Origin of the sequence: Streptomyces tatrensis, assembly GCF_049310065.1 — a bacterium.
Classification (GTDB): Bacteria; Actinomycetota; Actinomycetes; order Streptomycetales; family Streptomycetaceae; genus Streptomyces.
On the sequence record NZ_JBMDLB010000011.1, the window covers coordinates 1,389,412 to 1,414,516 of the forward strand.

Sequence of the window (25,105 nt, forward strand, 5' to 3'; positions counted from 1 at the left end):
GGCCATGGCGAATCCGACCCCGATGGACCGGCAGGCCGTGTACGACGACTACGAGCGCGCCCGCCAGACCTTCCACCGCCTCCTCGACACCGCATCGCGGGACGACCTCGCCAAGCCCTCCATCGACACCAAGTGGACCAACGAACAGCTGCTGTGGCACATGCTCTTCGGCTACATGGTCGTCCGAGCGCTGCTCGTCCTGGTGCGGGTCTTCGGGCCGCTCCCCCGGAAGGTCGGCAAGGGGTTCGCGCGGGCACTGAACGCGGGCACCGCACCCTTCGACCTGGTCAACTACCTGGGTCCGTGCGGCGCGGTGAAGGTTTACGGGTCGCGTCGCATGGGCGACGCATTCGACCGGGTCACCGACTCCCTGCTCCACCATCTCGCGGCGGAGTCAGAAGCTGACCTCACCCGCGGCATGCACTACCCCGTCCGGTGGGACCCCTTCTTCAAGGACTACATGACCCGCGCGGACATCTACCGCTACCCGACCCGGCACTTCGACTTCCACCACCGCCAGCTCACCCTCGACGGCGGGGGCACGGTCAGCTGATCTCCGGACTGCGGCGCTCCAGCAGGACGACGTCGCGCCACCTGCCGTGGTGGCGGCCGATGCGGGCGCGGGTGCCGATGACGCGGAGGCCGGCCCGCTGGTGCAGGGCCATGCTCGCAGTGTTCTCGGGGAAGATCCCGCACTGGATCGTCCAGATGCCCGCCGCCTCGGTCGAGGCGGTCAGCGCGTCGAGCAGGGCGCGGGCGACGCCGCGGCCCCGGGCGCCGGGGTGGACGTAGACGGAGGGCTCGACCACGCCCGCGTACGCGCAGCCGTCGGATACCCTCGACGCGGCCACCCAGCCGAGCAGCTTCCCGTCGGGGTCGACCGCGGCGAAGCGGTGCTCCGGCAGCTTTGCCGTGTCGAAAGCTGCCCAGGTGGGGGCCTCGGTCTCGAAGGTGGCGTTACCCTCGTCGATCCCGGCTTGGTAGATCGCCAAGGCCTGGTCCGCGTGTGCCCAGGTCAGCGGCTCGATGCGCAGGCTCATCCGGTGCCGGCCTGGGTCAGGATGGCGCCCATGGCGGTGAGCACTGCGGGCTCCACGCGGTAGTAGACCCAGGTGCCGCGCCGCTCGGAGGAGAGCAGGCCGGCGTCCTTCAGCTTCTTCAGGTGGTGGGACACGGTCTGCTGGGAGACGCCCACATCCGAGATGTCGTACACGCACGCCTCTCCGCCCACGCGCGAGGCGACGGCGGAGAACAGCCGCAGGCGCACAGGATCGCCCAGAGCCTTGAACATCACCGCGGTCCGCTCGGCCTCCTCGGCCGTCAGCGGGCGCTCCGACAGGGGCGGGCAGCACGCCGCGACGGCGTCCGGCTCCAGCAAGGGCAAACACCTTCGAAGGGGACATGCCTTCATTTCGCCATGTACGCGGTCGTCATGGGCCTGATCCCACTCCTGACGGAACGTGGCGCCAGCCCGTCAACGGCCGCCTGGGCCCTGGGACTCGGCGGTGCCGGGCAGACCCTCGGCCGCACCCTCTACGTCGGCCTCTCGGTCCGCACTTCGGTCACCGCCCGAACGACCACCCTTATCGCCCTGGGCGGCGCGAGCACGGCGACGCTCGCTCTCATTCCGGGCCCTATTCCGCTGCTGGTCGTACTCGCGGTCCTGGCCGGAGTCGTACGGGGCAACCTCACCCTCCTCCAGGCCACCGCAGTCACCGACCCGCTGGGGCACCACCCACTACGGCCGCCTTTCCGGCCTCCTCTGCGCACCAGCCCACATCGCCGCAGCACTGGCTCCCTGGGCCGGCGCCGCCCTCGCGGGCCCACTCGGCGGCTACCCCCACCTCTTCGCAGCTCTGGCCTCGCTATCCGTCGCGGCCGCCTGCCTTGCCCTGGGGGCCTCCGGAGAGGGCCGCAACCTGTCGGACACTTCGCCCGACTCATAGCGCGGATGGGCGGACGAACCCCCGAGAGGGCGTTTATGCAGCGTCGAACGCTTCGCGCGGACGGCGAAATCACCCGCCGCTGCCCGAGAGTTCCAGGTCGAACTCCGGCGCACGGCAAGCGTGCTGCCGGTCCCTGCCGACCGGAGCCTCCTCGATGTGATCCGCCAGGCCGTCCCCGACACCCCCGCCGGCTGCGAGTCCGGCTTCTGCGGCGCCTGCGAGGTGCGCGTCCTGGACGCCACCCCCGATCACCGCGACACCGTACCGACCACCGACCGCACCCGCCGCGACCTCATCTACCCTTGCGTCTCCCGGTCCCACTCCCCCACCCTCGTGCTCGGCCTCTGAGACGCCACGAAGCCGGAAAGCCCGGCCGGGTATTGCTCCCGGCCGGGCTTTCAGCCATGGCTGCTCGCGTACGCGCGTCAGTCTGCGAGGCGCGCCGTGTAGTCGCCTGCCGCCTCCACCGCCGCAATGAGCACCGCGGTGTCGACCTCGGCGCCGTCCTCAAGGACTACGACGCTCCGTCCGGTACGCGCATCGGTGGCCGCCGAGCGGACTCCGGCGACTTGCTCAAGCTCGTCGTCGATGAGCAGGCCGCAGCTGCCGCAGTGCATGCCCTCGACCACGAGCACCACGTGCTGGCCGTTCGCTGCCACGGCCTCGGCCTCGGTCCCGGGCTTGTTCTTACGGCTGAAGAGCTTCATCACGCGTCCTTCTTGAACTCGATGGCGCCGGTCTGCATGCCCATGGCGCAGGAGAAGCGGAGGGTTCCGGGCTTGCGGGTGCCCAGGTCGATCTCGGTGTCACCGTCCCGCTTGACGATTTCCTGGACGCCGAGCTCGGGGATGGTGAAGGCACGGGCGCAGCCGCCCGAGTCCTTGCCCCGCAGTACAAGTGTGGTGGGCACGCCGGCCTTCGCGGTGAACTGCGTGGGGAGGTAGAAGTCCGTCACGGTCAGGATGACGGTCTGCTTCCCGGAAGCGTCGATGCGTACCGGAGCGTCCTCGGCGGTCGCGGTCCCGCCGTTGTCGTCGCCGCTTCCGTCACCGCCCTCGACGATGAACGGCCCGCTCGCCACCGACTGCTTGCCGGGGCTGTTGAACGACACCCAGCCGCCCGCCTGCAGCGCGGAGCCCATCGTCCACAGAGCCACGCTCAGCACCACCACACCCGTCAGCACAGCCAGCCGACCCGACAGTGCCTGGGTGCTGCGCCGGAAGACGTAGCCGAGTACGGCGAACAGCGGGGCGGTGCCGACCACGAACCCCGCCATCACCGCCGCGCCGGCCACCGGAGACCCGGAGGTGACGGCCAGCAGCTCCATCGACAGGGTCACTCCGCAGGGCACCAGCACCGTCGCGAAGCCGATCAGTGCCGGCGTGGCAACCGAATCGGTCTTCGCACTTCGGCGCATCAGCCGGCCGAACGAAGCCGGCGGGTGCGGCAGCAACCGTCCCACCCACTTCACCCCGAAGAGGTCGAGCGCGAACAGCACCATGAGCAGCCCCGCCACCAGCAGCAGTACCGCCTGGGTACGAGGGCTCGGCTGAAGCGCATCACCGAAGACGCCCAGCAGGACGCCGAGCAGGGTGTGCGAGACCAGCTTCCCGGCCAGGAACGCCCCGACCGGCGCCAGCGGCTTGGCCTCATCCCGCGCAGGACTCGCCGTGCTCACGGGACGCGAAGCGCGCGCGGGGCGGGAAGACTTAGGGGACGACTTCTTGGCGGCGGGGACGTGGGCGGGGGTGCGGCGGCGGGTGACAGCCCCGGCCAGCAGGCCCCCCTGAACGGCGGCGCACGAGGCACCACCGGCGAGCAGACCGGTGCTCGCACCGGTGATCAGCAAAGCGACGGACGACGGCATGCGTCGTAACTCCTGTTCTGCGACAACGGCACGCACACACGGATACGGAATCCGGGCGCGCCGAAGAGGACATGAGGGAACACGGCGTCCCGCGAGGCAAGTGGGAGAGCCTCACGAGCAGCCGACCGTCACGTCCGTGACACGCACAACCGATGCAGATCAGGAGGGGCGACCGCTGGTGGCGGGGCATGCGGCTGCGCCGGCCCGAACTCAGGGCCGCAGGCCATGACGCCCAGTGCGACCGCGGGCGCCGGGCTCCCCTGAGCGTCCTGCGGTAGGACGCCCTTCGGCGCCACACATTGCTCCTCGGCCACCGGGCAGCCCGGAGCTTGATCCGGCATCCCAGCCACAGCCGGAGCCTCCGCCTGCTCGGCGTGCCCGGCGGTCATGGCCTGGTGTGCCGTGCCCATCGGTCCCGGCATCGCCATCGCGGGACGCGCCAGTCCGGACAGGCACACGAACAGCGCGCACACCATCAGCGCTCCGGACCATGTCCGGAGCGACGGGGGCAGGAGTCGCGGCATGCGCGCCATGCTAGGCCATGCCCGACGGCGGCCCCGACGAACCTTGGACGTGGCGCGCTACTCGCCTTCCGGCCAGTCGTAGCTGCTGGGCCGGCCTGGAGCGGGCGAAGGCAGAGGCCGAGGCGGCTGGTCGTACCGCGATCGCGGTGGCCTGGGACGGCGAGGCCCGCGCGGTCCTCGAAGTCGCGGACGCCGTCAAGGACACCAGCGCCGAGGCCATCCGACGGCTGCGCGCCCTGGGCCTGACCCCCATCCTGCTCACCGGCGACAACAAGGCCGTCGCGGAATCGGTGGCACGCGAAGTGGGCATCGACGAGGTGATCGCCGAGGTCATGCCCGAGGACAAGGTGAGCCTGGTCAAGCGCCTGCAGGCAGAGGGCCGTTCGGTCGCCATGGTCGGCGACGGGGTAAACGACGCCGCCGCCCTGGCTCAGGCCGACCTGGGCCTGGCCATGGGCACCGGCACCGACGCCGCGATCGAGGCCGGCGACCTCACGCTCGTACGGGGCGACCTGCGGGCCGCGGCCGACGCGATCCGCCTCTCCCGCAAGACCCTCCGTACCATCCGCTCGAACCTGTTCTGGGCCTTCGCCTACAACGTGGATGCCCTGCCGCTCGCGGCGGCCGGCCTGCTCAACCCGATGATCGCCGGAGCGGCCATGGCCTTCTCCTCCGTCTTCGTCGTCGCCAACAGCCTCCGCCTGCGCGGCTTCCGCGCCGCCACCGACTGAATCCACCGCATCCCCAAGGGGGGCGGGCCAGGTGGGCCCGCCCCCCCTTCCCATGCCACGGCAGCCCCTCCCCTCCCCTGGCGCCAACGGCATGAACGGAGCGACTCCCATGGCGAGAGCCAAGAAAATCAACCATTCAAGTTCTAAGTTGAATAGTAGATAGAACCAACCGTCACACATCAGCCCCGTTTCTTTTACGAACTGTCCAGATATCGGTCTCCCATGCCACGAACGAACCGCTAAGATCACGACGTGATTACAGCCCGGTCGCACTTTTCCGCTTCACGAACCCGCTCAAGTGCGGGTCTCCTGAGGCTGCTTGGGCTGGCCCTTCTCCTTCTGGGCTTCTTCTACACACACGGCCTGAACGCCGAGGGCATCGCAGGCCACGCAACCACCGACGCGACCGCTTCCGCCTCAGTCCACGGCATCAGCACCGCGCAGGCGCTACTCCCCGGACAGCAGGATCCGACCCACTCCGCGCACGAGTGCGCTCCGGGCGCGCCGCGACAAACGGTTCCCCTGGCTGCGTCAAGCCCTGCCCCGCTGGTCGAGGTACGGCACACCCCCGCGGAGGGCTGTCCGCACCTCGAAGCACGTCGCGCGGCAGGCGATTCCAGCCCCTCCCTGCAACACCCGAGAACCTCGAGCGTGCTACAGGTTTAGAAGCGGCGCGCTTCCGACTGGCGACCCGGCTAAGCGTATGCGCCGCCCTATGGCGCTATGTTCGGGATCGTCCAGTTTCCCTGGCGGCCTAAGGCCCTGTGATCGCGTACGCGAACCCCACAGGGCGGACTGCCGATGACGCCCGCCGACTTCTTGCCGCTCCCCGTTCCCTTGGGGAAGCGACAGCCGCACGGAGGAACTGTGCCACGCCACCCCCTCGTCCGCCTCGCCCACTGGGCGTCCCCGCGGCCCAGCCATTTACTCGCAGGCATGCTGAGCGCCCTGTTGCTCGCGGCTGTCCACTGCTCCTCCTATCTCGCCGGTGACGGCCACGGGCACGCCTCGCCGATGGTGGCGACCGCAGGGGTCATTGAGCACAACGCCCCGACAGGGACAGACGAGCACCATCACCCTCGGCACGACCACGGCAGCTCATGCGCCACTCCCGTTCTCATGCCGCAGGCACAGAACGCATCCCAGCCCGCGGCGGCGCCAGGAATAGTGCACGTCTCCTTGGCCGGTCAACCCGAAACGCTTGAGCCACCGGACACCCTGCCCGGTGCTTCCAGACCGCACATAGCCGAGAGCGGCCGCTCCACGCTGACCAGCATCTGTCGGTGGCGCATCTAGACAACTCGCTACGCAGCCGTACGCACCGGCTGCCGCATGCCCATCTCCACAGCCGGGGCGCTCAGCCCTGTGCCGAAACGGCATGCGACATGAGCGAGTACCTGACGCGCATCATCGAACGAGAGCGAACCAATGCATTCCTCGACGACCGACGTGACTCCCCCCGCCCGCGCAGCCCTCTCCGGGCTGGTCGGCAACACCCCGCTGCTTCGTATCTCGGACCCGCTCGCCCCCGCGGGGCGTGGCTTCTGGGCGAAGCTGGAGGGCTTCAACCCCGGTGGCATCAAGGACCGCCCGGGTCTGCACATGGTCGAGCGGGCCCGCGCCCGCGGCGACCTGAAGCCGGGGGCCCGCATCATCGAATCCACCAGCGGCACCCTGGGCCTCGGCCTGGCGCTCGCCGGCATGGTCTACGGACACCCGGTCACACTGGTCACCGACCCGGGGCTCGAGATGTCCATGACCCGGCTGCTGACCGCCTACGGAGCCCAGGTCAACGTCGTCTCCGAACCGCACCCGACCGGCGGCTGGCAGCAGGCCCGCCGCGACCGCGTGCAGCAGCTCATGGCACAGCACCCGGACTCCTGGTGCCCCGACCAGTACAACAACCCCGACAACACCACCGCCTACACCCCGCTCGCCCTCGAACTGGCCACCGAGCTGGGGCACATCGACGTACTGGTGTGCAGCGTCGGCACCGGCGGGCACTCCGCGGGCGTCTCGCGCGTGCTGCGCCAGCTCTATCCGGACCTGACCCTGGTGGGCGTGGACACGGTCGGCTCCACCATCTTCGGCCAGCCCGCCCGGCCCCGGCTGATGCGCGGCCTCGGATCGAGCATCTACCCCCGCAACGTCGCGTACGAGAACTTCGACGAAGTGCACTGGGTGGCCCCGGCCGAGGCGGTGTGGACCTGCCGCCAACTGGCCTCCTCCCACTACGCCACCGGCGGGTGGAGCGTCGGCGCCGTGGCCCTGGTGGCGGGCTGGGCGGCCCGAGCCATGCCGAAGGACACCCGGATCGCGGCGATCTTCCCCGACGGCCCGCAGCGCTACCTCGGCACGGTCTACGACGACGACTACTGCGCGGCCCACGGCCTCCTCAGCTCACCGCCGGCGCCCGAGCCCGAGGTGATCGGCCGCCTGGACGAGAAGGAGGTGACCCGCTGGACGCGGTGCACCACTGTGGTCGACCCGCTGACGCTGGACGGCCAGGCTCCGGAAGCCGATGAGACGGACGGCGACTCGGAGGAAAAGACCGCGTGAAGGGCACCATCGCACAGGTCCGCACCTACGAGCGCAGCGTCCAGCTGTTGATGGTGAACCAGTTCACCATCAACCTCGGCTTCTACATGCTGATGCCCTACCTCGCCACCCACCTGGCCGGCCCCCTCGGGCTGGCCGGCTGGCTGGTCGGGCTGATCCTCGGCGTGCGCAACTTCAGCCAGCAGGGCATGTTCCTGATCGGCGGCACCCTCGCCGACCGCATCGGCTACAAGCCGATGATCATCGCGGGGATGGTGCTGCGCGTCATCGGCTTCGCCACCCTCGGACTTGTCGACTCGGTACCCGCCCTGTTGGCCGCGTCAGCCGCCACCGGCCTGGCCGGAGCACTGTTCAACCCGGCCACCCGCGCCTACCTTGCTACGGATGCGGGCGAGCGGCGGGTGGAGGCGTTCGCCCTGTTCAACGTCTTCTACCAGGCCGGTATCCTCCTCGGCCCGCTGGTCGGCATGGTGCTCACCGGAGTCGGCTTCCGCGTCACCTGCCTGACGGCGGCCGGGATCTTCGCCGTGCTGAGCGTCGTCCAGATCCGCGCTCTGCCCGCCAGGCGGGGCAATGAAACGAGGGCGGACCAGGACGGCCCGGCCGAGAGCGTGCTCTCACAGTGGCGCGGCATGCTGGCCAACCGGCCCTTCGTGCTCTTCTCCGTGGCCATGATCGGCTCGTACGTCATGTCCTTCCAGGTCTATCTCGCACTCCCGCTGGAAGTGCGCCGCCTGGGCGGCGAAGGACAGTTCGGCACAGCCGCGGTGGCGGTGCTGTTCGCCGTCTCCGGACTGAGCACGATCCTCTTCCAGACGAAGATCACCGCGTGGTGCAAGGCCCGCATGGAACCCGGCCGCGCGCTCACCTGGGGACTCCTGACGATGGGCCTGGCCTTCGTCCCCCTTCTGGCAGTCACGACCGTGCCGGTACCGGACGGCGGCATAGGGCTGCGGCTGCTGGCCTCGGTGCCACCGGCGCTGTCCGCCCTGCTGCTGGCCCTCGGCACGATGATCGCCTACCCATTCGAGATGGATACCATCGTGCGGCTCGCCAACGACCGCCTGGTGGCCACCCACTACGGGCTGTACAACACCATCTGCGGCATCGGCATCACACTCGGCAATCTCCTTACGGGCGCGGCGCTAGACGCGGCCCGCAGTGCGGGAATGTCCGCCTTGCCGTGGCTGGCGCTCTTCGCCCTCGGCCTGCTGTGCGCCGCAGCCCTGTACGGGCTGCACCGCACCGGTCGCCTCGCGCCACCCGCGGCGCAGGCGCGGCCCGAAGCCGTGACCGTCTGACCGAACTATCCGGCACCAGAGAGGGGCGGGCGGCTGCCACCGCCCGTCCCTCCGCTCTGCCATGCCTTCGCATCAGGAGTGAACCGTGATATCCAACCCATGCCGGAAGGCCCCAACGGCTTTGCAGCTCAGGCCGTTTCGGGCCGTCCGATACGACCCGGAGCGCGCCGGCGACCTGTCCACCGTGCTCAGCCCTCCATACGACGATCTCCCGCCCGCCCACGCGCTGTCGCATCGTGTACGACCGCACCACATCGCCCGGCTGCTCTACGCCCGTGACCTGGATGCCGCCGTGAACCAATGGCAGCGATGGCTGAATCGAGGCATTCTGCGTCGCGATTCCCATCCCGCTCTGTACGTCTATCAGCAGCGGCTCGGGCAGCAGGTCCTGCAGCAGGGGCTGATAGGCGAACTGACCTTGCCCGACCAGAACGACAGGACGGTCCTCCCGCACGAGGACGTCCGTGCACACGTGGTCGCACAGCGCGCGGCTCACATGGCGGGGCTACGGGCCCAACTGGAGCCGCTGCTCTTGACACATCGCTCAACTGATCCCGCGGCGACCCGACTCATCGAGGAGGTCACCCGCCGGCCTCCCACCGCGTTCGCACTGCTGGGAGCGATCACCCACACCATATGGAGCTGCACCGATCCCGCCGAGCAGTCGGCACTCACTACGGGGCTGACAGGCGGCCAGGCGCTCATCGCCGACGGGCACCACCGCCACGCGGCCTGCCTGCTGCTGATGCGGGAGCAGGGCGGCAACAACCCCTGGGGCCGCAGTCTGGCCCTCCTGGTCGATTCCGCGGCGACGCCGCTGCGGCTGGCGGCCATCCACCGGGTCATACCCGGGCTGGAAGCGGAGAAGGCCGCGGCAGCGGCAGCGGACGTGGCGCGGGTGCGTGTGCTGCCCTCGGGACCCCGACTGCCCGGCCCGGACGAGCTCGTGATCACGGGATCCGGCCGGGCCTGGAGCATCACCGCCCCCGGACCGGCAGCACTGCGTGAGGCCCTGGAGGGGAAGCCGCGTGAATGGCGGGACCAGCCCGCAGCCGTGGCGGACCATCTGCTCCTCGCTCGCGCCTGGTCGGTTCCGGATCTTCCCGGCGCGGTCCGGCATGTGCACGACGCCGACCAGGCTCTGGCCGCCGTCGCCGCCCGCGAGGGCGGTACCGCGGTGCTATTGCCCTCCGTGAGTGAGGACACCGTGCGAGAACTCGCAGCGAGAGGGGTCCTACTCCCCCGCAAATCAACCTCGTTCGGCCCCAAGCCTGCGGCCGGGCTGGCAATGCGAGTCTTCGACACCCTGTAGCCGCTGGCATCCAAGCCGCGGGGCGGCCGACGGAGGATCCGTCGGCCGCCCCGCCCCAACGACTCAGCTCTTGCCGAGCATCTTGTTCATCTGCTCGATCTCTGCCGTCTGCGCCGTGATCACAGCGTCAGCCAGCTTCTTCGCGGAGTCGTACGTGCCCTCCGCCTTCTCGGTCTTGGCCATCTCGATGGCGCCCTCATGATGCTTGATCATCATCTCGGCGAACATCTTGTCGAACTCGGCGCCCTTCGCCGTCTCCAGCTTGGTCATGTCGTCCATGCTCATCATTCCGGGCATGCCGGACGGCATGTCGTGGCCGCCCATGGCCTGGGGGACTTGCTCACCCCACGAGGTGAGCCAGCCCGACATGGTCTTGATCTCCGGGTCCTGGGCGCCCTTGATCTTCGTGGCGAGGTCCTTGATCTCGCTGGACGAGGCCCGGGTAGCGGCCAGCTCCGCCATGTCCACCGCCTGGCGGTGGTGCTGGATCATGTCCTTGGCGAAGGTGACGTCCGCTGCGTTGTGGTCGCCGGCCTTGACGGACGCAGATGCCGTGGCGGACGGCGAGGAGCCCGACTCCATCGAACCCATGTCGTGGCTGCTGCCCCCTCCACAGGCGGCCAGTACCAGCGCGGCCACTCCTGTGGCGGCGACGAGGGAGGTACGACGGATCAGCTTGCGGTGCGCGTTCATGTGAAAACTCCTGGATCTTGCTGTGGCAGGTCATGGCGAATCGCGACGCCGCACCCAGAGCGGGTACCCGGAGGCGCGGGGGCCTGCCTATATGCGCAGGAGTTGCAGTTCGGAGAGCGAGGGAGGCGCGCGGCCACCGTCGGGGCCGCTTCCGGCGGCCGTGATCGGACCAGCAACAGGCTCTGCGACGCCGATGCCTGTGGGTACGAGGGCGGGGAGCGCCGGAGAGCCCGCCACGCCGCTGGAAGCGCACGTCGGATCCGCATGGTCCGCGTGGCCGCCCGGCCCGTGGCAGTCATGGCCGCAGTCCTCCGGCCCGTCCACGAGGGCCACGTACCGGGCCTCGGCACCACGGGGCGGCTCGCCCCGGTGTTCCGCCATCGGCACGGAACCGAGACCGTGCATGCCGATCAGCCCGAGGAGCAGGGCGAATACGAGCAGCCCGCCGAGCCGCAACACCGGTTGCGGCTGAGCGGGCTTCTCGTTGCGTGGCATCGCGCAATCGTAGGCACAGGCCGGCGATTCCTGCCTCGCGGGTCTGGTCCGAATGAATATGCAGGCCATCCTCCGCTCATCTGTGCGGTCTACTATGTAGTTGCGTACAACAGTGGCGAAAGGATTCGGCCCATGCGTCGGCTGGGGGAGCTCGAGGCGGAGATCATGGCCCGCTTCTGGAGGTGGAATCGCCCCTCCACGGTGCGCGAAGTCGTCGACGACCTCAACGAACAGCGAGACATCGCGTACACGACCGTGATGACCGTCACCAACATCCTGTTCCACAAGGGCTACCTCACGCGGGGCAAAGGGGAGGGCCGTGCCTGGCTGTACAAGCCGGCCCAGAGCCGCGAGGCGTACTCCGCGGCGCTGATGGAGGACGCGCTGGGGACCAGCGAGGACCGGCCGGCCGCGCTGGTCCAGTTCGTCGAGAACATGTCCGAGGACGAGGTCGCGGCCCTGCGCCAGGCTCTCCGTACCGTAGGTCGCCGGACAAAGGCATGAACGCCGCGCCCGCGCTGCTCGGCTACGCGGCGGCTGTCGGATTCGCCGCCCCGCAACTCATGCTGCGCGGCGGCTGGACACATCGGGCGCCCGCCGTCGCGGTGGCCGCCTGGCACGCGCTCGCCGTTTCGTTCACCCTCGCTGTCGCCCTTGCGGCGTACCACCTCGCCACACCTACCGAGCACATCCACGCGGGTCTCACCGGCCTTCTGCACGCCTGCGGCCTGGGCTCCGGCGCGGCCTCTCCCGACCCGGACACCGCGGACCGCTTGGCCGTGGCCTTGCCGAGCGCGGTGATCCTGGCCCTGGTCGCGAGTTTCGTCTTCCACACGACGCGGGCCGGCCGTGCGCGGGCCCGGCACCGCGGCATCCTTGACAAGGTCGGGGTGCACTCGCCTCACCTGCGAGCCACCGTGCTGGCCCACGACACGCCTGCCGCGTACTGCCTGCCCGGGCGGCGATCCCGGATCGTCGTGAGCGAGGCGGCCGTGCGGCTGCTCTCCGAGGAGCAGCTCGACGCCGTACTGGAGCACGAGCGCGCACACGTCGCGGGACGCCACCACCTGGTGCTCGCCGCCGCAGAGGCTTTCGCCACGGTCTTTCGGCGCGTGCCGCTGGCCCGCCATATGAGGGAACAGACGGCGATCCTGCTGGAGATGGTCGCCGACGACAGGGCGCTGCGAAGCTTTGACCATGACGTGCTCGCCACCGCGATGTACGAAATGGCCGCAGGCCGGGCGCCCAAGGGTGCGTTCGGCGCCGGTGGTCACGCGGCCCTGATCCGCATGCAGCGCATTCTCGCCCGGCGCGGCGGGGCGCATCCGGCACTGTGGGGTTCGACGGCGGCCGTGGCCCTCGCCGTGCCTCTGCTGCCGCTGCTGGTCGCCTGCACTCCAAGTCTCTGACCGACGGACCGGTGTGACACACGCCGGGCCGGTCCGGGCTTGCGACCCCATCTACGAAGCTACTAAGTTTTCATTTGTTTGGGTCCAGGCCCAGCACGGTACGCCTACGCGCACCGCTATTCCTGCGATCACCGTGAGGACCGTCGTGACCGTACGTCTCCGACTCCGCCCGTTCGCCACCGCGGCAGCCGCCACGCTCACGGCCGTCACGCTGGCGGCCTGCGGGACCGGCGGGGACGGACCGGCGGGTGCCACCAAGCCCGCGAGTCTCGCGCATGTCCACGGACTGGGCGTCGACCCGGCGGACGGCCGCGTGTACGTCGCGACACACGACGGGCTGTACAGCGTCGGCAAGGGCGCGGAGCCGCAACTCGCAGGTGACCGCAAGGACGACTTCATGGGCTTCACCGTGACCGGCAAGGGCACGTTCATCGCCAGCGGACACGGCGCCCCGGGCAGCGGCCGGCCGGCCAATCTCGGTCTGATCGAGAGCAAGGACGCGGGACTCACCTGGACGTCGCCGTCCCTGTCCGGCGAGGCGGACTTCCACTCCCTCGACGCCGCCGGCGGCACCGTCTACGGCTACAAGGGCGGCCGGATCCGGGTCACCCGCGACCTGAAGACGTGGGAAGACCGGGCAACCCTCAAAGCGCTGGACCTGGCAGCCGGCCCAGGCGAGGGCGAGCGGCTGCTCGCGACGACCGCCGAAGGAGTTGTCGCCAGCAGCGATGGGGGCCGCACGTTCGGCAAGGCAACGGGCGCCGTTCAGGCGCACGTGTCCTGGCCAGCGGAGAAGGCCCTCTTCGGTGTCGACCCGTCCGGAAAGCTGAGCCGCAGCGAGGACGGCGGCGCGACGTGGAGCCTGATCTCGGCCGTGCCCGGCGGGGCACCGCAGGCACTCACCGCGGTGGACGCCCAACGTGTGCTCGTAGCGACCCAGTCCGGGATCCACGAGTCGCGCGACGGCGGCAAGACCTTCGTCCTGCTCGCACCTCTCGCTTCCTGACCGAAGCCGCCCCACGATCGGGGCGCCGACACCACCGGCTGGACCGGCCCGGACGCGGACACCTCCGGGGTCCGAGTAGGAACGGCCCAGGGAACCGGTGTTGCTGTCACACTATTTGACACTGACCGGTTCTCAGCCGTTCCCTCAGATGAAGTCGCAGGGCGGGCGTGATTGGCCGGACAGGCGATCATGCCCGGCCGAGCTGACAACGGTGTCGGGTACATGCCCGTGAGGCGGGCGGTGTGCGCTCAGGCGAGCAGGCCCAGCCCGCTGTACCAAAGCGGGCCGGGGTTGAGCCGGTCACCGTGGAGCTTCAGCATCGCGTCGAAAAACTCCAGCGGGGATGGTTTGTCGGCGAGAAGGCGGATCGCGTCCCGCAGGTACTGGCGGGTTTCGTCGAGGATCTTGGGGTCGTCGGGCAGGTCTTTGTTCTTATGGCCGGCGACCACGTGACTGGGGTTGAGTTCGGCGATCCGGTCGATACCGTCGAGCCACGCCTGGAGGCCGCCGTTGCCGCCTTCGAGCATCATCTGGTGCACGCCGTTGTAGACGACGTCTCCGGCGACGACGAGGCCGATCGAGGGCACGTGCAGGACGGTGGAGTCGTCGGTGTCGGTGTGGCCGGTCTCGACCGCGCGCAGGACCTGGCCCTCCAGCCGGAAACCTTCGGCCGGTACGGGGACGGCGAGGACCGGGGTGTTCTCCGGGACCTGGGGAAAGGTCTTCGCGAACCCCTCCTCCTTGCCCTTCAGCTGCTCGTGCATCTGCCGGATGGTGCCCTCGGTGGCGTACACGACGGTGTCGGTGTCGCCGAACCGCTCCACGAGCGTTGCGGTGCCGAACCAATGGTCGGGGTGGCCGTGAGTGATGTACACGAACGCGAGCCGCTTGCCGGAGCGCGCCACACCCTGCCCGACCTGCGCGATCTGGCTGAGGGTCAGCGGTGGGTCCACCAGGACGGCATCCCGCTCGCCATAGATCAGGGTGGACGAGATGGGCGAGGAGACGATCTCGTCCCCGTTCGGCAGCCGCAGATCGATCTTCCTGGGTACTCCGTCCGCGACGAGGACCTCGTAGGACAGGGCAACGGGTTCGGTCACTTTGGGCACTTCCCTCATGGATCGACACAGGGCCCCCGAACCACTCTCGCACCGGGAGCGGAGCCATGCCCGCTGCTGGAGGCGGTGATCGGGCTCCACGCCGCGATGATGGTTCGCGCCAGACCCGCAGGAAAGAGGGGCCCCGCCGAAGCAGGGCCCTGCACCGCCAGGCCGTGGGCTTGCCGCGGTCACCCGATCGGATGGGGCCGGTCCACCCGACGAAGTGTGTCGGACTCCAGGGGGCCGGCCATGGTTGACCCTGCGTGACCTGTGTGACGCAGCCGTCCGCTACAGCGACAACACCGCGGCCAACCTCCTGTTCGACGCACTGGGCGGGCCGAAGGGCCTGGCCGCAGCTCTCGCAGAGACAGGTGACACCACCACACCCCGCGCGAGGGAAGGAGACCTGCGGGCATTCGTTCTCGGAGACGCCCTGGGCAAGGACGAACGCCAACAGCTCACGCAGTGGCTGCGGACCAACACCACCGGAGACGAAGAACTGCGGCTGGACGGTACCGAGGTCCGGGTGCGCCACCCGAAGGCGAACAGGCCCGGCCGGCGCGCTTTCGTGCCGGGCAAGATGTGGCAGAACACCAAGAAGGCCACTGTGGTCACCGACGAGCGGGGCCGCACACTGTGGACAGGGGCGTTCCGGCCCGGCCGGATGCACGACCAGACGGCCGTGGTGACCGCGGGAATCTGCGACCTGTTCGAGCGGTATCCGAAGGTCAAGGCCAAGGTCGATTCAGGCTACCGGGGTCTGGCAAGCAGTACCCCGACCAGGTCCAGGTCCCGCCGCCCAAGTCAAAGAAGGACGCCCTGCCCGAAGAGGCCGCTGCTTGGGATGCGGCCCGCCATCAGCAGCCCTCGGAACGGAGTCGCCCGCTCCGGCCGCACTCGTGAGCGCGCTCTGCGCTGACAATCACCGCTCTGCCGGCCCCCTCGGCCGCCATTGCAATCGCCACCATTGCTACTAATCAACTTCGTAAATTACTATTCATTCACCGTCGGCCGGAAGCGATGAGCAGGCTCCCCCGCAAGCTCACCCGGCCGACGGGTCCTGCTCAGAGGAGTAACCATGCGCAGCCGGTCCGCCGAGAGATGGGCCGTCGCGGCTGCGGTCACCGTTCTTGCCGCGCTCGTCATCGGGGTTCCCACCGGTGTGATCCCTTCGCCGTTCTACACCCGGATGACCCCGGTGTTGTGGTGGAACTACCCGGTGTGGCTGGTGAGCTCCATCCTCGAGGGCCTGCTCGTCGCCACGTACGTACGCGTAGGCGAGGGATCCACGACCCAGGCCCGAACACGGGAGCGGGCCGCGACGGCTCGCGCCCTGGGCGCGGGGCTACTGTCGGCGTTCGCGGTCGGCTGCCCCATCTGCAACAAGCTGGTCGTGCTGGCCATCGGCGTGAGCGGTGCTCTGTCGTTCTGGGCGCCACTCCAGCCGGTACTGGCCCTGGCCTCGGTCGGCCTCCTGCTCCTCGCACTGGTCCGCCGCCGGCGCACGGCCGGCAGCTGCCCCGTCCCTTCGTGAACCGCGCGAGCCGGGGGCGGAGTCCCGGGGATGAGCTAGCCGCCCAGGAGTGAAAGGCGTGCCGGAGTCCCGCGGGAGTACCGATGCCTTCCCAAAGAAGCAGTCGCGCGATAAAGGAATTCAGCGAGCTGACCATCATCCCCGGCGGTCACTCGCCCTTCTATCTGAATATCCCGGCCCCGATGGTGTCGCGCACTCCGTGCGGCCGAGTCGACTGCAATGCTGCGTCCCGGTGGTCGCGTTCAGACCGGCCGCCAGGAAGGGACCGCGTGCACACCTCCGACTGGCGACCGGTATTCATCCTGCTCGTCCTGGTCGTCGCGGCCGTTGTTCTGCTCCACGCCGTCGCAGCCGCGGTCCGGACAGTCCGTGAGCCTCTCCTTACGGGCCCCTTCAGTGGAGGATTCGAGCCGCGAGAGCATCCCCTGTCGCGGTTTCACGTGCGCTGGTACCCCGTCACCATGGTCTTTCTTGCCTTCGACATGGAAATGCTCTTCATGTATCCGTGGGCGAAGGTCGTCGCCCAGGTCGGAGCCAGCGCGGTCGTCGAGATGTTCCTCTTCCTCGGCGTGCTGCTCGCAGGAGTGGGTTACGCCTGGCGCGAGGGAGCGTTCAGGTGGAGTTGAAGGCCAGACTCCTGCGTGCGGCCACAGCACGACCGGGTGTCTTGCTGGCCGTGCGGCCCGGGGCGACTCGGGAGCGGCTGGCCGTCGAGGCGGAACTGGCGCGCCGTGGATGGCCGTGTGTTGCGACCCCGGCTGCCGCGAACCTGTTGGTCGTCGTGGGCGAACCCGGACTGGAGCCGGACGACTGGGCCGAGCGCCTGTGGCTCGGCGTTCCTGCCCCGAGGGCGCGGGTGACCGTCACAGAGGCGGCCCAAGTGGCTGCGGGCCTCGACGAGGGACACGCTGCCGTGACCGAAGCCGTCGGGCCACCCGCACACAGCGCCGGTAAGGCCGAGGAGGCGCGAGGGAGCAACCACGACGGCGAACACCACGAGCACCACGAAGGCCAGGACGCGGAACCGGATTCCGGCCCGTCCGCGCACGAGGGCCATGACGCGCACGACGGCGGGCAAGGCACCAGCGGCTCGGCAGGCGCCGCTCAGCATGGCGAGCACGGGGAGCACGACGGGCACGGTATGCACGGCGGCCATGACATGGGAGTCGTCGCCGGGCTGCCCATGGCAGCCCGGGCAGATGACCGCGACGGCCTCCGGCTCGACAGGCTGCATGTGCCGTTCGGGCCGGCACTGCCCGACTGGCCGATCGGGCTGGTACTGCGGCTGGAACTCCAAGGTGACGTCGTACAACGAGCCGCCGTCGAGCGAGCTGCTGCCCCAGCCTCCTCGCTTCCGCCCTTCTGGAACGAACCGTGGCTGCGGTCATGGGCTGGCGAGCATGTCGCCCACGGCGAGGCGGCACGGCGGCTCTGCGCGGCACATCTGGACAGCCTTGGCCGGTTCCTCGCCGTGGCCGGGTGGGGTGACGCGGCGGTCGGTGCCCGGTATCGAAGAGACCTTGCGCTGGCAGGTGGTCCGCGCCGCGAACTCCGGTCGCTGGTGAGTCCCTTGATCCGGCGCATCCGGCGTTCGTGGACGCTGCGCTGGCTGACCGCAGGGCTCGGTGTGCTGTCCGCTGAGCAGGCGCACCGCATGGGTGTGACGGGACCGGCTCTGGTCGCCGGCGGAGACGTACACAGCAGAGTTCTCGTCTGGCTTGACGAGATCGAACGCAGCGCGGTCGATCTCGACGCGCCGGAAAGGCTGAGCACAGCCGCCCTGACCGGACCTCGCGGTCGAGTCGACGGCGCGCAACCCCCGTCCCAGGCATTGCTCGACGCCCTGCCGGATCTACTGGAAGGCACCGAGTTCGCCTGCGCCCGCCTGATCGTCGCGAGCCTCGACCCTGACCTCGACGAACTCATCTGGGCGGGCAACAGGCCGCAGGGGCCTCCTCATGCCTGACGCCACGCCGTTGTGGGCCGCCTTTGTGTTGCCGCCGGCCCTGGCAGCTGCGACGTGGGCGGTGGCTTCGTTCGACGCCGCGCTCGCGGCGGGAACGCGGCCGGCGGGACCGGGCCGCGAGCTGCTGCGGCTGCTGGTACAGCAGCCGCGTCGTACTCGTGTCGCCGATCTCCCTCTGATCCGGGCAGGGACCATCCTCCTGCCGGTCGCGGCAGTCCTGGCAGCGGCCGTCCTCCCCCTCGGCTTCCGCTCGGTGAGCGATCTTCCGGAGGGGATCGTCTGGTTCAACGCGATGGAGGCACTGGCATGGGCCGCGGTATGGCTGACCGGCTGGGGACCGAACTCGACGCTCTCGCTGATCGGGGGCTACCGCTTTCTGGCCCAGGGGCTGGCGTACGAGCTGCCGCACATGCTCGCGATCACCACGGCCGCACTGGGAGCGGGGTCTCTGCGGGTGGGTGAGGTCGTCGATGCCCAGTCCGGCGTGTGGTTCGCCGTGTGGATGCCGGCGGCCTTCGGGATCTACCTGCTGAGCGCTCTGGCCATGGCCTTCTGGGGACCGTTCGACCAGCCTGTCGGACGGGACGCCGCAGGAGGAGCGGCCGCGGAGCTGTCGGGCGTGGACCGGATCGTGTTCCTCGGCGGTCGCTGGCTGTTGTTCGTGGTGGCGGCTGCCTTCAGTGTGCCGCTGTTCCTGGGCGGCGGACACGGGCCCTTGCTGCCCGGCTGGGCCTGGACGTTGCTCAAGACGGCCGCCGTGCTGGTCTTCCTCGTCTGGGCCCGCCGGAGGATTCCGACCGTACGGATGGAGCGGTACGTGGAGCTTGCGTGGGTCGTGCTGACACCGCTGGCGGTGGTACAGGCGTTGGTCGTCGCCGTGGTGGTGCTGAACCGGTGAGGTGCGGTGCGTGATGAGCAACGTGGCGTTCTGGGTGCTGGCCCTCCTAGCGGTGGGCAGCGGCGTCATGGTGTTTCGGTTCGACTCCATGGCGCGCGCGACATTCTCACTGCTCACCTCTCTGTTGTGCGTGGGCGGGGAGCTGCTGCTGCTCGGCCTGGACTATCTGGGGATCGTCACCGTGCTGATGATGACCATCGAGATGGCCATCATGGCTGTCTTCATGATCATGTTCATGATGAATCCGGCCGGCTTCATGCCGATGACGATGGTGCACAACAAGAAGGGCGCGGTCGTCATCTGCGGTAGCGCCTTCCTGCTGCTGGCTGCCGGAGTTCTACTGGCCCCGTGGCCCGACCGGCGGGGCAGGCCACCCGAGGATCCGACCATGGACCTGGGTCTGTCCCTGATGGGCCCGCAGATGCTGACGATGATGACCCTGGGGATGGCACTCTTCGCGACCATCGTCGCCACCGTGGTGCTGGCGACCCGGCGCGGCCGCTACGACCGCTTCGGCGACGATCTGCGGGCGCGGCGCGCCGACGATCCGGTACGGGGCGGTGTCGGCGGATGAGCCTGGAACTCTTCCTGCTCTGCGCGGCGGCGCTGTTCTGCGTCGGTCTGTTCGGTGCCTTGACGCAGCAATCGATCGTGATGCTGATGATGGGCCTGGAGCTGATGCTGGGCGGAGTGATCCTCGCGGCCGCGTCGGCCTGGCGCTACATCGCCCCGGCGGCGGCCGATGGACAGGTACTGGTCGTGGTCGCCATTACGGCGATGGCCCTGGAGATGGCGATGGGATTCGCCGTGGTCACCGCGTTGTTCCGGTCCCGCGAAGTCGACATGACGGACATGGCAGCGGAGTTGAAGGAATGAGCGTCCTGCTCTGGGCGCTCATCGCCCTACCACTGACCTCGGGTGCGCTGCTCGCGCTGAGCGGTCGGGCAGCGGACCGGGTGGCGCCGGGCACGGCTGTCGGTGTCGCCGCCGTGGCCTTCGGCCTTGCTGTGGCGACCGCGGTGGTTCAGCCGGGCGTCGAAGCCCCCCTGCTGGCGCAGCTTCCGGTACGGCTCGCCGTCGACGGCCTGTCCGGGGTCCTGGTCGTCACGGTCACCGCCGTGACTCTGGCCGTACTCCTCTTCAGCGCGGCGGAGTTCGGCGCCGACGAGGCACGAGCCCGGTTCTTCGGGCTGATGTTGCTCTTCTCGGGGAGCATGCTGGTCACGGTGACCGCCGCCACGCTTCCCATCCTGCTCATGGGCTGGGAGGTGATGGGCGCGACTTCCTGGGCGCTGATCGGCTTCTGGTGGCGGGATCCGGAGCGTACGGCCGCTGCCGACACAGCCTTCCTGACCACACGTACCGCCGACCTCGGCCTGTATCTGGCCGCGGGCGCCGCCCTCGCCGGCGGCGGTGCCGACGGGCTCCGGCTCGACGGCCTCGCGCGCCTCGGGGAACCGTGGCTGTCCCTCGTCACCGCGGGCATCATCGCCGCCGCGCTCGGCAAGTCCGCCCAACTGCCCTTCAGCTTCTGGCTGTCGCGGGCGATGCAGGGGCCCAGCCCGGTCTCGGCGCTGCTGCACTCGGCGGCCATGGTCGTGGCCGGCGCGTATCTGCTGCTCCGAACCGGGGCACTGCTGGATGCCTCGGGATGGGGCAGCGATGTGGTGGCCTGGGCCGGTGCTGCCACCGCCGTCGGCCTCGGGCTGGTGGCGGTGGCGCAGACCGACTTCAAGCAGCTGCTTGCCGCGTCCACGTGTGCTCAGATCGGATTCATGGTGCTCGCCGCGGGAGCCGGCGCCACCCTCGGAGGAGCCCTGCAGCTGATGGCGCACGCGGCCGCGAAGAGCCTGCTGTTCCTCGTGGCGGGCGCCTGGCTGACGGCCCTGGGAACCCAGCAGCTGGCCGCTTTGCGCGGAGCCGCCCGGTACCACCGGACCGTGGGCGTCACCTGCACCGTGGGCGCGCTCTCACTCGCGGGACTGCCTCCGCTGTCGTTGTGGGCCGCGAAGGACGTGCTGCTGGCCGGGGCACTGGGCCGCGATCCGTGGCTGTACGCCGCCGGGCTGGCCGCTGCCGTACTGTCCGCCATCTACAGTGCCAAGATCCTCTGGTTCGTATGGCGCCCCGCCGTGCCGTCTGCCGGCGGCCGCCCTGTTCCCCGCGGTGCCGTGCAGCCGCTCGGTGTCCTGGCCGTGGCCTGCGTCGCCCTGACGCCTGTGGCCTTCCCCCCGGTCCGCGACGCCCTCGGCCGCGCCCTCGGCGCCTCGGATCAACCAGCGCCGCACGCCTGGGAGCTGGCGGTGTCCGGCGCGCTGGCGCTCGCCGGCACAGCCGCCGCCTGGGTCTGGGGGCCGCGCCCGCTCCCGCTGCCGGCCGGGGCGAAGGCGATGTGCCGTGACTGGCTCGGCCTGGAGCGTGCCGCCCACACCCTGGTCGTGTCCCCTTTGTGGTGGACCGCCCGCACCGCGGCCGTCTTCGACGACCGGGTACTCGACCGGGGCGTCGACGGCATGGCCAGAGGGGCACTTCGCCTCGCGCGCTGGACGAACAAGATCGTCGAGCGCACTGTCGACGGCAGCGTGTACGCGGTCGCGGCGGCGGCTCGAGCTGGCAGCCGTTGGGCCCGCCGCCCGCAGACCGGACAACTGCACCAGTACCTCGCCCAGGCCGTCGCGGCCTTCTCCGTCCTCGCTGTCGCGCTCGTCCTCGTGAGGTGACCCGTTGCTCACCGTTCTCGTCTTCGCTCCGACCGCTGTGGCATTGCTGCTCCTCGGTCTGCCCGCACGTACCCCCCAGACGGTGTTCCGCGCCGCTTGGCTGACGGCGACCACGGCAGAGCTCGCGCTTGTCATCGCCGTATGGGCCGGCTACCGCAGCGGCGGCGGTGTGCAATACGAAGTACGTGCACGCTGGATCCCGAGCGCCGGCGTCGGCTACCACATCGGAGTCGACGGGCTGTCCCTGCCGCTGCTCGCCATGAGCTGCGTGCTCTTCGTCTCCTGCGCCGTGTACTCGCTGCGGGAGTCACGACGGATCCGTGAGTTCGCCGCGCTCTTCCTCTTCCTGCAGACGACCTGTCTCGGGGTGTTCGTCTCCCTCGACCTGATCCTGTTCTTCGTGTTCTTCGACCTGTCCATCGTGGCGATGTACTTCGTGATCGTCGGATGGGGCCACCGAGACGCGGCAGCCGCAGGGCTGAAGTTCTTCCTGTACACCTTCATCGGCTCGCTCGCGCTGCTGCTCGGCTTCATCGGCCTGTACCTGGCCGCCACGCCGCACACCTTCGACATGGTCGAGCTGACCCGGCAGAACCCGCTAGCGGGCCGATCCGGCTACGCCGCCCTCGTCCTCCTCGCCGTCGTCGTCGGCCTGGCGGTCAAAACCCCCACCGTCCCCTTCCACACCTGGCTGCCGCCCGCCCACACCGAGGCACCCGCCGCCGGATCCGCCATCCTCGCCGGCGTACTCCTGAAGATGGGCACGTACGGGTTCCTGCGCATTGCCATGCCCATGCTCCCCGACGCCTGGCGCCGCTACGCCCTGGTGCTCGTCGTCATCGGCGTCCTCTCGGTCCTCCACGGAGCACTGGTCGCCCTCGCGCAAACCGACTTCAAACGTATGGTCGCCTACACCTCCGTGAACCACATGGGCTACATCGTGCTCGCCGTCGGCGCCGCCGCCGCGACCGCGGACAGCTCCGCCGAGGCGCGATCCCTCGCGGTCACCGGATCGGTCACCCAAATGGTCAGCCACGGGCTGATCACGGGCGCGCTGTTCCTGCTCGCCGGTGTGCTCTACGAACGCGGGCGCACGTACGAGATGGGCTCCTATTCCGGGATCGCGGCCGTCGCGCCTGTCTTCGCCGCCATGACCGGCCTGGCCGCGTTCGCATCGCTGGGCCTGCCGGGCTTCTCCGGCTTCATCGCGGAGTTCCAGATCTTCACGGGGAGTCTCGGCACACGCCCGCTGGCCACCGCCCTCGCCGTACTCGGCATCCTGCTCACGGCCGGGCTGTTCCTGCGCGCGCTACGCCAGATGTTCATGGGGCCGCTCCAGCTGCCCGACGCACCGGGCACGCCGCGCGCGTTCCCCGAGATCCGCCTCCACGAAAACGCCGCCATCATCCCGCTGCTGGCGCTGGCCGTGGTCCTCGGAGTGGCGCCCCGCTTCCTGCTCGACGTCATCGAGCCGGCCTCCCGGGCCGTGCTGGAGCAGCTCGCCCGATGACCGAGATGAACGAGAACCCTCTCGACATCCTGCCCGAGGTCCTGCTCGCGGCCTCGGCCGTGCTCGGGCTGCTGCTCGGGGCCTGGCTGCCGCGGGGCCGCCAGTGGATCGTCGGCTGGGTGGCAGCCACAGCGTGCGTCGGCGGTATCGCGGCCGCCGGCGTAGCGGCGGCCGGCCCGCCGCTGACCGCGTTCGGTGCGGCGTTCGCCGTCGATACGGTAACCAGCACCTCCCGCATCGTCATCCTCGGTGGCACCCTGCTGGTTCTCGCCCTGAGCACGGGACCGTTCCGCGGCCATCCCCGCGAGAGCGAGTTCTACGTTCTGCTCCAGCTCGCCGCCCTCGGCGCCCTGGTCATGGCCGGCGCACAGGATCTGCTGCTGATCGCCGCCGGGTATCTGCTCGCGAGCATCCCCGCCTACACCCTCGCCGGGTTCCGCAAGGACGGCCCCGGTACCGAGGCCGCGCTCAAGTACTACGTGATCGGCGCCCTGCTCGGCGTACTCATGCTCTCCGGCATCACCGTGCTGTACGCGACCGCGCGCGCCACCTCGTACCCGGCGCTCGGCCCGGCCCTGAGGGACGCGCCCGAGGCCCTGGTCGCGACCGGAACCATCGGCCTCATCGCGGGGATCCTGTTCAAAGCAGGGGCCGTACCCGCCCACTTCTGGGTACCGGACGCCGTCCAGGGCAGCAGTCCACCCGTCGCCGCACTTCTCACGACGCTGCCGAAGATCGGCGCGGTCGCGGCGCTCTTCCGTCTCGGCGACGTCGTCCTATCCGACAGCACCCTGCCGTGGCCCTGGCTGATCGCCGTTGTCGCCGCGGTCTCCATGAGCCTCGGAAATCTCGCGGCCTTCTTCCAGCAGGACGTCAAACGCCTGCTCGCCTACTCGACGATCAGCCAGGTCGGCTACCTGCTGATGCCGGTGGCCGTGGCGGGGCGCTCCGCCATTGCCCAGGAGGCGCTGCTGTACTACGCGGCCGCGTACGCCGTCACCAATCTCGGCGCCTTCGCGGTGGTGTGCGCTGTGCCCCGCGCCCGGAGCGTCGAGGACTACCGTGGCCTGGCCCGACAACGCCCGCTGCTGGCTGCCTGCCTTGTCGTATGCCTGCTGGGCCTCGTCGGCACCCCGCCCACGTCGGTCTTCGTCGGCAAGCTCGAAGCCTTCAGCGCGGCAATCGACGGCGGCTACGCCTGGCTCGCCGTGCTTGCCGCCGTGAACACCGTCGCCTCGCTCTTCTACTACCTTCGCTGGATCGTGCCCGCCCTGTCCGGCGGCCCCGGAAACAGGCTGCGCGAGGGCGACCGCACGGCGCGCGGCGTCGCCTACGCGGCCACCGCGCTCTCGCTCGGGATCGGCCTGGCAGGCGGTCCGGTGCTGGCCGTACTCGACGGTCCGACCGCCCCGTAGCCACGGAGTGCCCCGGTAGCGGCGGCCTGGGACAATGGGGGAAGAGACGAGATCCGCACGATGGTGCGTCGGCCTGCTGCTCCACGGCAGGCTCGATACGGCCGACTACCAGCTGCGCA

At 69.8% G+C, this 25,105-nt stretch carries 24 protein-coding genes and 4 pseudogenes; 21 read left to right on the forward strand and 7 right to left on the reverse strand.

Going from position 1 to position 25,105, the window contains the following annotated elements; genetic code table 11:
* Nucleotides 1-4: 4 nt before the first annotated feature.
* The gene (locus ACODT5_RS21875; protein WP_422521001.1) at nt 5-553 is read left to right on the forward strand and encodes a DinB family protein; all 549 of its coding nucleotides are present in this window, start codon (nt 5-7) and stop codon (nt 551-553) included.
* Here ACODT5_RS21875 and ACODT5_RS21880 read toward each other — a convergent pair.
* Together ACODT5_RS21880 and ACODT5_RS21885 are read right to left on the reverse strand one after the other, a co-directional pair.
* Nucleotides 546-1,040 carry a GNAT family N-acetyltransferase gene (locus ACODT5_RS21880; protein WP_422521002.1) on the reverse strand — a complete coding sequence of 165 codons (495 nt, stop codon included), beginning with the start codon at nt 1,038-1,040 and terminating at the stop codon, nt 546-548. The two genes, ACODT5_RS21875 and ACODT5_RS21880, sit on opposite strands and share 8 nt — an antisense overlap.
* Nucleotides 1,037-1,411 (reverse strand): ArsR/SmtB family transcription factor, encoded by a 375-nt coding sequence (locus tag ACODT5_RS21885; protein ID WP_422521003.1) that lies wholly within the window; start codon nt 1,409-1,411, stop codon nt 1,037-1,039. The genes ACODT5_RS21880 and ACODT5_RS21885 overlap by 4 nt, the downstream gene beginning before the upstream one ends.
* On the opposite strand from ACODT5_RS21885, the pseudogene ACODT5_RS21890 reads away from it, so the two are divergent.
* Both ACODT5_RS21890 and ACODT5_RS21895 read left to right on the forward strand, forming a co-directional pair.
* Nucleotides 1,412-1,946: pseudogene (locus ACODT5_RS21890) on the forward strand (MFS transporter); the annotation flags it as partial. It abuts the gene before it with no gap.
* Between the two features lie 156 nt (nt 1,947-2,102).
* Complete coding sequence (locus ACODT5_RS21895; RefSeq protein WP_422521004.1) at nt 2,103-2,294, forward strand: 2Fe-2S iron-sulfur cluster-binding protein; 192 nt, start codon at nt 2,103-2,105, stop codon at nt 2,292-2,294.
* Nucleotides 2,295-2,371: 77 nt separating this feature from the next.
* Here the strand turns inward: ACODT5_RS21895 and ACODT5_RS21900 are convergent, their stop codons facing one another.
* Together ACODT5_RS21900 and ACODT5_RS21905 are read right to left on the reverse strand one after the other, a co-directional pair.
* The gene (locus ACODT5_RS21900; RefSeq protein WP_422521005.1) at nt 2,372-2,653 is read right to left on the reverse strand and encodes a heavy-metal-associated domain-containing protein; all 282 of its coding nucleotides are present in this window, start codon (nt 2,651-2,653) and stop codon (nt 2,372-2,374) included.
* Nucleotides 2,653-3,813 carry a sulfite exporter TauE/SafE family protein gene (locus ACODT5_RS21905; protein ID WP_422521006.1) on the reverse strand — a complete coding sequence of 387 codons (1,161 nt, stop codon included), beginning with the start codon at nt 3,811-3,813 and terminating at the stop codon, nt 2,653-2,655. Before ACODT5_RS21905 ends, ACODT5_RS21900 begins: the two co-directional genes overlap by 1 nt.
* A 613-nt stretch (nt 3,814-4,426) precedes the next feature.
* Between ACODT5_RS21905 and ACODT5_RS21910 the strand changes: the two are divergent.
* The 4 genes and pseudogenes from ACODT5_RS21910 to ACODT5_RS21925 all read left to right on the forward strand — a co-directional run.
* Nucleotides 4,427-5,068 (forward strand): annotated as a pseudogene (locus ACODT5_RS21910) (HAD-IC family P-type ATPase); the annotation flags it as partial.
* A 1,428-nt stretch (nt 5,069-6,496) separates the two neighbouring features.
* Nucleotides 6,497-7,627, forward strand: coding sequence for a PLP-dependent cysteine synthase family protein (locus ACODT5_RS21915; RefSeq protein WP_422521007.1), 1,131 nt, complete (start codon nt 6,497-6,499; stop codon nt 7,625-7,627).
* Nucleotides 7,624-8,928 carry an MFS transporter gene (locus ACODT5_RS21920; RefSeq protein ID WP_422521008.1) on the forward strand — a complete coding sequence of 435 codons (1,305 nt, stop codon included), beginning with the start codon at nt 7,624-7,626 and terminating at the stop codon, nt 8,926-8,928. Before ACODT5_RS21915 ends, ACODT5_RS21920 begins: the two co-directional genes overlap by 4 nt.
* Nucleotides 8,929-9,013: 85 nt before the next feature.
* Nucleotides 9,014-10,240 carry a DUF1015 family protein gene (locus tag ACODT5_RS21925; RefSeq protein WP_422521009.1) on the forward strand — a complete coding sequence of 409 codons (1,227 nt, stop codon included), beginning with the start codon at nt 9,014-9,016 and terminating at the stop codon, nt 10,238-10,240.
* Nucleotides 10,241-10,303: 63 nt separating this feature from the next.
* On the opposite strand, the gene ACODT5_RS21930 is transcribed toward ACODT5_RS21925, so the two are convergent.
* Both ACODT5_RS21930 and ACODT5_RS21935 read right to left on the reverse strand, forming a co-directional pair.
* The gene (locus ACODT5_RS21930) at nt 10,304-10,933 is read right to left on the reverse strand and encodes a DUF305 domain-containing protein (RefSeq protein WP_422521010.1); all 630 of its coding nucleotides are present in this window, start codon (nt 10,931-10,933) and stop codon (nt 10,304-10,306) included.
* 87 nt (nt 10,934-11,020) lie between these two features.
* Nucleotides 11,021-11,428 carry a DUF6153 family protein gene (locus ACODT5_RS21935; protein WP_422521011.1) on the reverse strand — a complete coding sequence of 136 codons (408 nt, stop codon included), beginning with the start codon at nt 11,426-11,428 and terminating at the stop codon, nt 11,021-11,023.
* A gap of 132 nt (nt 11,429-11,560) precedes the next feature.
* Between ACODT5_RS21935 and ACODT5_RS21940 the strand changes: the two genes are divergently transcribed.
* The 3 genes from ACODT5_RS21940 to ACODT5_RS21950 all read left to right on the forward strand — a co-directional run bounded on the left by ACODT5_RS21940 (nt 11,561) and on the right by ACODT5_RS21950 (nt 13,843).
* The gene (locus ACODT5_RS21940) at nt 11,561-11,932 is read left to right on the forward strand and encodes a BlaI/MecI/CopY family transcriptional regulator (RefSeq protein WP_422521012.1); all 372 of its coding nucleotides are present in this window, start codon (nt 11,561-11,563) and stop codon (nt 11,930-11,932) included.
* Nucleotides 11,929-12,837 carry a M56 family metallopeptidase gene (locus ACODT5_RS21945; protein ID WP_422521013.1) on the forward strand — a complete coding sequence of 303 codons (909 nt, stop codon included), beginning with the start codon at nt 11,929-11,931 and terminating at the stop codon, nt 12,835-12,837. Before ACODT5_RS21940 ends, ACODT5_RS21945 begins: the two co-directional genes overlap by 4 nt.
* Nucleotides 12,838-12,982: 145 nt before the next feature.
* Entirely contained in the window at nt 12,983-13,843 is an 861-nt protein-coding gene (locus ACODT5_RS21950) for a F510_1955 family glycosylhydrolase (RefSeq protein ID WP_422521014.1), read from the forward strand.
* 248 nt (nt 13,844-14,091) lie between these two features.
* Here ACODT5_RS21950 and ACODT5_RS21955 read toward each other — a convergent pair whose 3' ends face one another.
* The gene (locus ACODT5_RS21955; protein WP_422521015.1) at nt 14,092-14,943 is read right to left on the reverse strand and encodes an MBL fold metallo-hydrolase; all 852 of its coding nucleotides are present in this window, start codon (nt 14,941-14,943) and stop codon (nt 14,092-14,094) included.
* A 253-nt stretch (nt 14,944-15,196) separates the two neighbouring features.
* Between ACODT5_RS21955 and ACODT5_RS21960 the strand changes: the two are divergent.
* From ACODT5_RS21960 to ACODT5_RS22010, 11 genes and pseudogenes are all read left to right on the forward strand, one after another.
* Nucleotides 15,197-15,448 (forward strand): annotated as a pseudogene (locus tag ACODT5_RS21960) (serine hydrolase); the annotation flags it as partial.
* 60 nt (nt 15,449-15,508) lie between these two features.
* Nucleotides 15,509-15,862, forward strand: a pseudogene (locus ACODT5_RS21965) (hypothetical protein); the annotation flags it as partial.
* A gap of 159 nt (nt 15,863-16,021) precedes the next feature.
* A complete protein-coding gene (locus ACODT5_RS21970) occupies nt 16,022-16,477 on the forward strand; it encodes a hypothetical protein (RefSeq protein ID WP_422521016.1) in 456 nt (151 codons plus the stop codon).
* Between the two features lie 269 nt (nt 16,478-16,746).
* A complete protein-coding gene (locus ACODT5_RS21975; RefSeq protein WP_422521017.1) occupies nt 16,747-17,103 on the forward strand; it encodes an NADH-quinone oxidoreductase subunit A in 357 nt (118 codons plus the stop codon).
* Nucleotides 17,094-18,443, forward strand: a complete 1,350-nt coding sequence (locus tag ACODT5_RS21980) for a hypothetical protein (protein ID WP_422521018.1) — start codon at nt 17,094-17,096, stop codon at nt 18,441-18,443. The genes ACODT5_RS21975 and ACODT5_RS21980 overlap by 10 nt, the downstream gene beginning before the upstream one ends.
* Nucleotides 18,436-19,341: an NADH-quinone oxidoreductase subunit H gene (locus ACODT5_RS21985; protein WP_422521019.1), complete on the forward strand. Its 906-nt coding sequence runs from the start codon at nt 18,436-18,438 to the stop codon at nt 19,339-19,341. The genes ACODT5_RS21980 and ACODT5_RS21985 overlap by 8 nt, the downstream gene beginning before the upstream one ends.
* A gap of 13 nt (nt 19,342-19,354) precedes the next feature.
* Nucleotides 19,355-19,915: an NADH-quinone oxidoreductase subunit J gene (locus ACODT5_RS21990; RefSeq protein ID WP_422521020.1), complete on the forward strand. Its 561-nt coding sequence runs from the start codon at nt 19,355-19,357 to the stop codon at nt 19,913-19,915.
* A complete protein-coding gene (locus tag ACODT5_RS21995) occupies nt 19,912-20,217 on the forward strand; it encodes an NADH-quinone oxidoreductase subunit NuoK (RefSeq protein WP_422521021.1) in 306 nt (101 codons plus the stop codon). The genes ACODT5_RS21990 and ACODT5_RS21995 overlap by 4 nt, the downstream gene beginning before the upstream one ends.
* The gene (locus tag ACODT5_RS22000) at nt 20,214-22,061 is read left to right on the forward strand and encodes an NADH-quinone oxidoreductase subunit 5 family protein (protein WP_422521022.1); all 1,848 of its coding nucleotides are present in this window, start codon (nt 20,214-20,216) and stop codon (nt 22,059-22,061) included. The genes ACODT5_RS21995 and ACODT5_RS22000 overlap by 4 nt, the downstream gene beginning before the upstream one ends.
* A gap of 4 nt (nt 22,062-22,065) precedes the next feature.
* The gene (locus tag ACODT5_RS22005; protein ID WP_422521023.1) at nt 22,066-23,571 is read left to right on the forward strand and encodes a complex I subunit 4 family protein; all 1,506 of its coding nucleotides are present in this window, start codon (nt 22,066-22,068) and stop codon (nt 23,569-23,571) included.
* Nucleotides 23,568-24,986 (forward strand): NADH-quinone oxidoreductase subunit N, encoded by a 1,419-nt coding sequence (locus ACODT5_RS22010; RefSeq protein WP_422521024.1) that lies wholly within the window; start codon nt 23,568-23,570, stop codon nt 24,984-24,986. Before ACODT5_RS22005 ends, ACODT5_RS22010 begins: the two co-directional genes overlap by 4 nt.
* Nucleotides 24,987-25,105 lie beyond the last annotated feature (119 nt).

Coding starts and splice junctions, on each gene's coding strand:
- ACODT5_RS21875 (WP_422521001.1), top strand. CDS start 5: ATGGCGAATCCGACCCCGATGGACCGGCAGGCCGTGTACGACGACTAC.
- ACODT5_RS21915 (WP_422521007.1), top strand. CDS start 6,497: ATGCATTCCTCGACGACCGACGTGACTCCCCCCGCCCGCGCAGCCCTC.
- ACODT5_RS21945 (WP_422521013.1), top strand. CDS start 11,929: ATGAACGCCGCGCCCGCGCTGCTCGGCTACGCGGCGGCTGTCGGATTC.
- ACODT5_RS21995 (WP_422521021.1), top strand. CDS start 19,912: ATGAGCCTGGAACTCTTCCTGCTCTGCGCGGCGGCGCTGTTCTGCGTC.
- ACODT5_RS21930 (WP_422521010.1), bottom strand. CDS start 10,933: ATGAACGCGCACCGCAAGCTGATCCGTCGTACCTCCCTCGTCGCCGCC.
- ACODT5_RS21880 (WP_422521002.1), bottom strand. CDS start 1,040: ATGAGCCTGCGCATCGAGCCGCTGACCTGGGCACACGCGGACCAGGCC.
- ACODT5_RS21990 (WP_422521020.1), top strand. CDS start 19,355: ATGAGCAACGTGGCGTTCTGGGTGCTGGCCCTCCTAGCGGTGGGCAGC.
- ACODT5_RS22010 (WP_422521024.1), top strand. CDS start 23,568: ATGACCGAGATGAACGAGAACCCTCTCGACATCCTGCCCGAGGTCCTG.
- ACODT5_RS21885 (WP_422521003.1), bottom strand. CDS start 1,411: ATGAAGGCATGTCCCCTTCGAAGGTGTTTGCCCTTGCTGGAGCCGGAC.
- ACODT5_RS21940 (WP_422521012.1), top strand. CDS start 11,561: ATGCGTCGGCTGGGGGAGCTCGAGGCGGAGATCATGGCCCGCTTCTGG.
- ACODT5_RS21935 (WP_422521011.1), bottom strand. CDS start 11,428: ATGCCACGCAACGAGAAGCCCGCTCAGCCGCAACCGGTGTTGCGGCTC.
- ACODT5_RS22000 (WP_422521022.1), top strand. CDS start 20,214: ATGAGCGTCCTGCTCTGGGCGCTCATCGCCCTACCACTGACCTCGGGT.
- ACODT5_RS21985 (WP_422521019.1), top strand. CDS start 18,436: ATGCCTGACGCCACGCCGTTGTGGGCCGCCTTTGTGTTGCCGCCGGCC.
- ACODT5_RS21905 (WP_422521006.1), bottom strand. CDS start 3,813: ATGCCGTCGTCCGTCGCTTTGCTGATCACCGGTGCGAGCACCGGTCTG.
- ACODT5_RS21970 (WP_422521016.1), top strand. CDS start 16,022: ATGCGCAGCCGGTCCGCCGAGAGATGGGCCGTCGCGGCTGCGGTCACC.
- ACODT5_RS21900 (WP_422521005.1), bottom strand. CDS start 2,653: ATGAAGCTCTTCAGCCGTAAGAACAAGCCCGGGACCGAGGCCGAGGCC.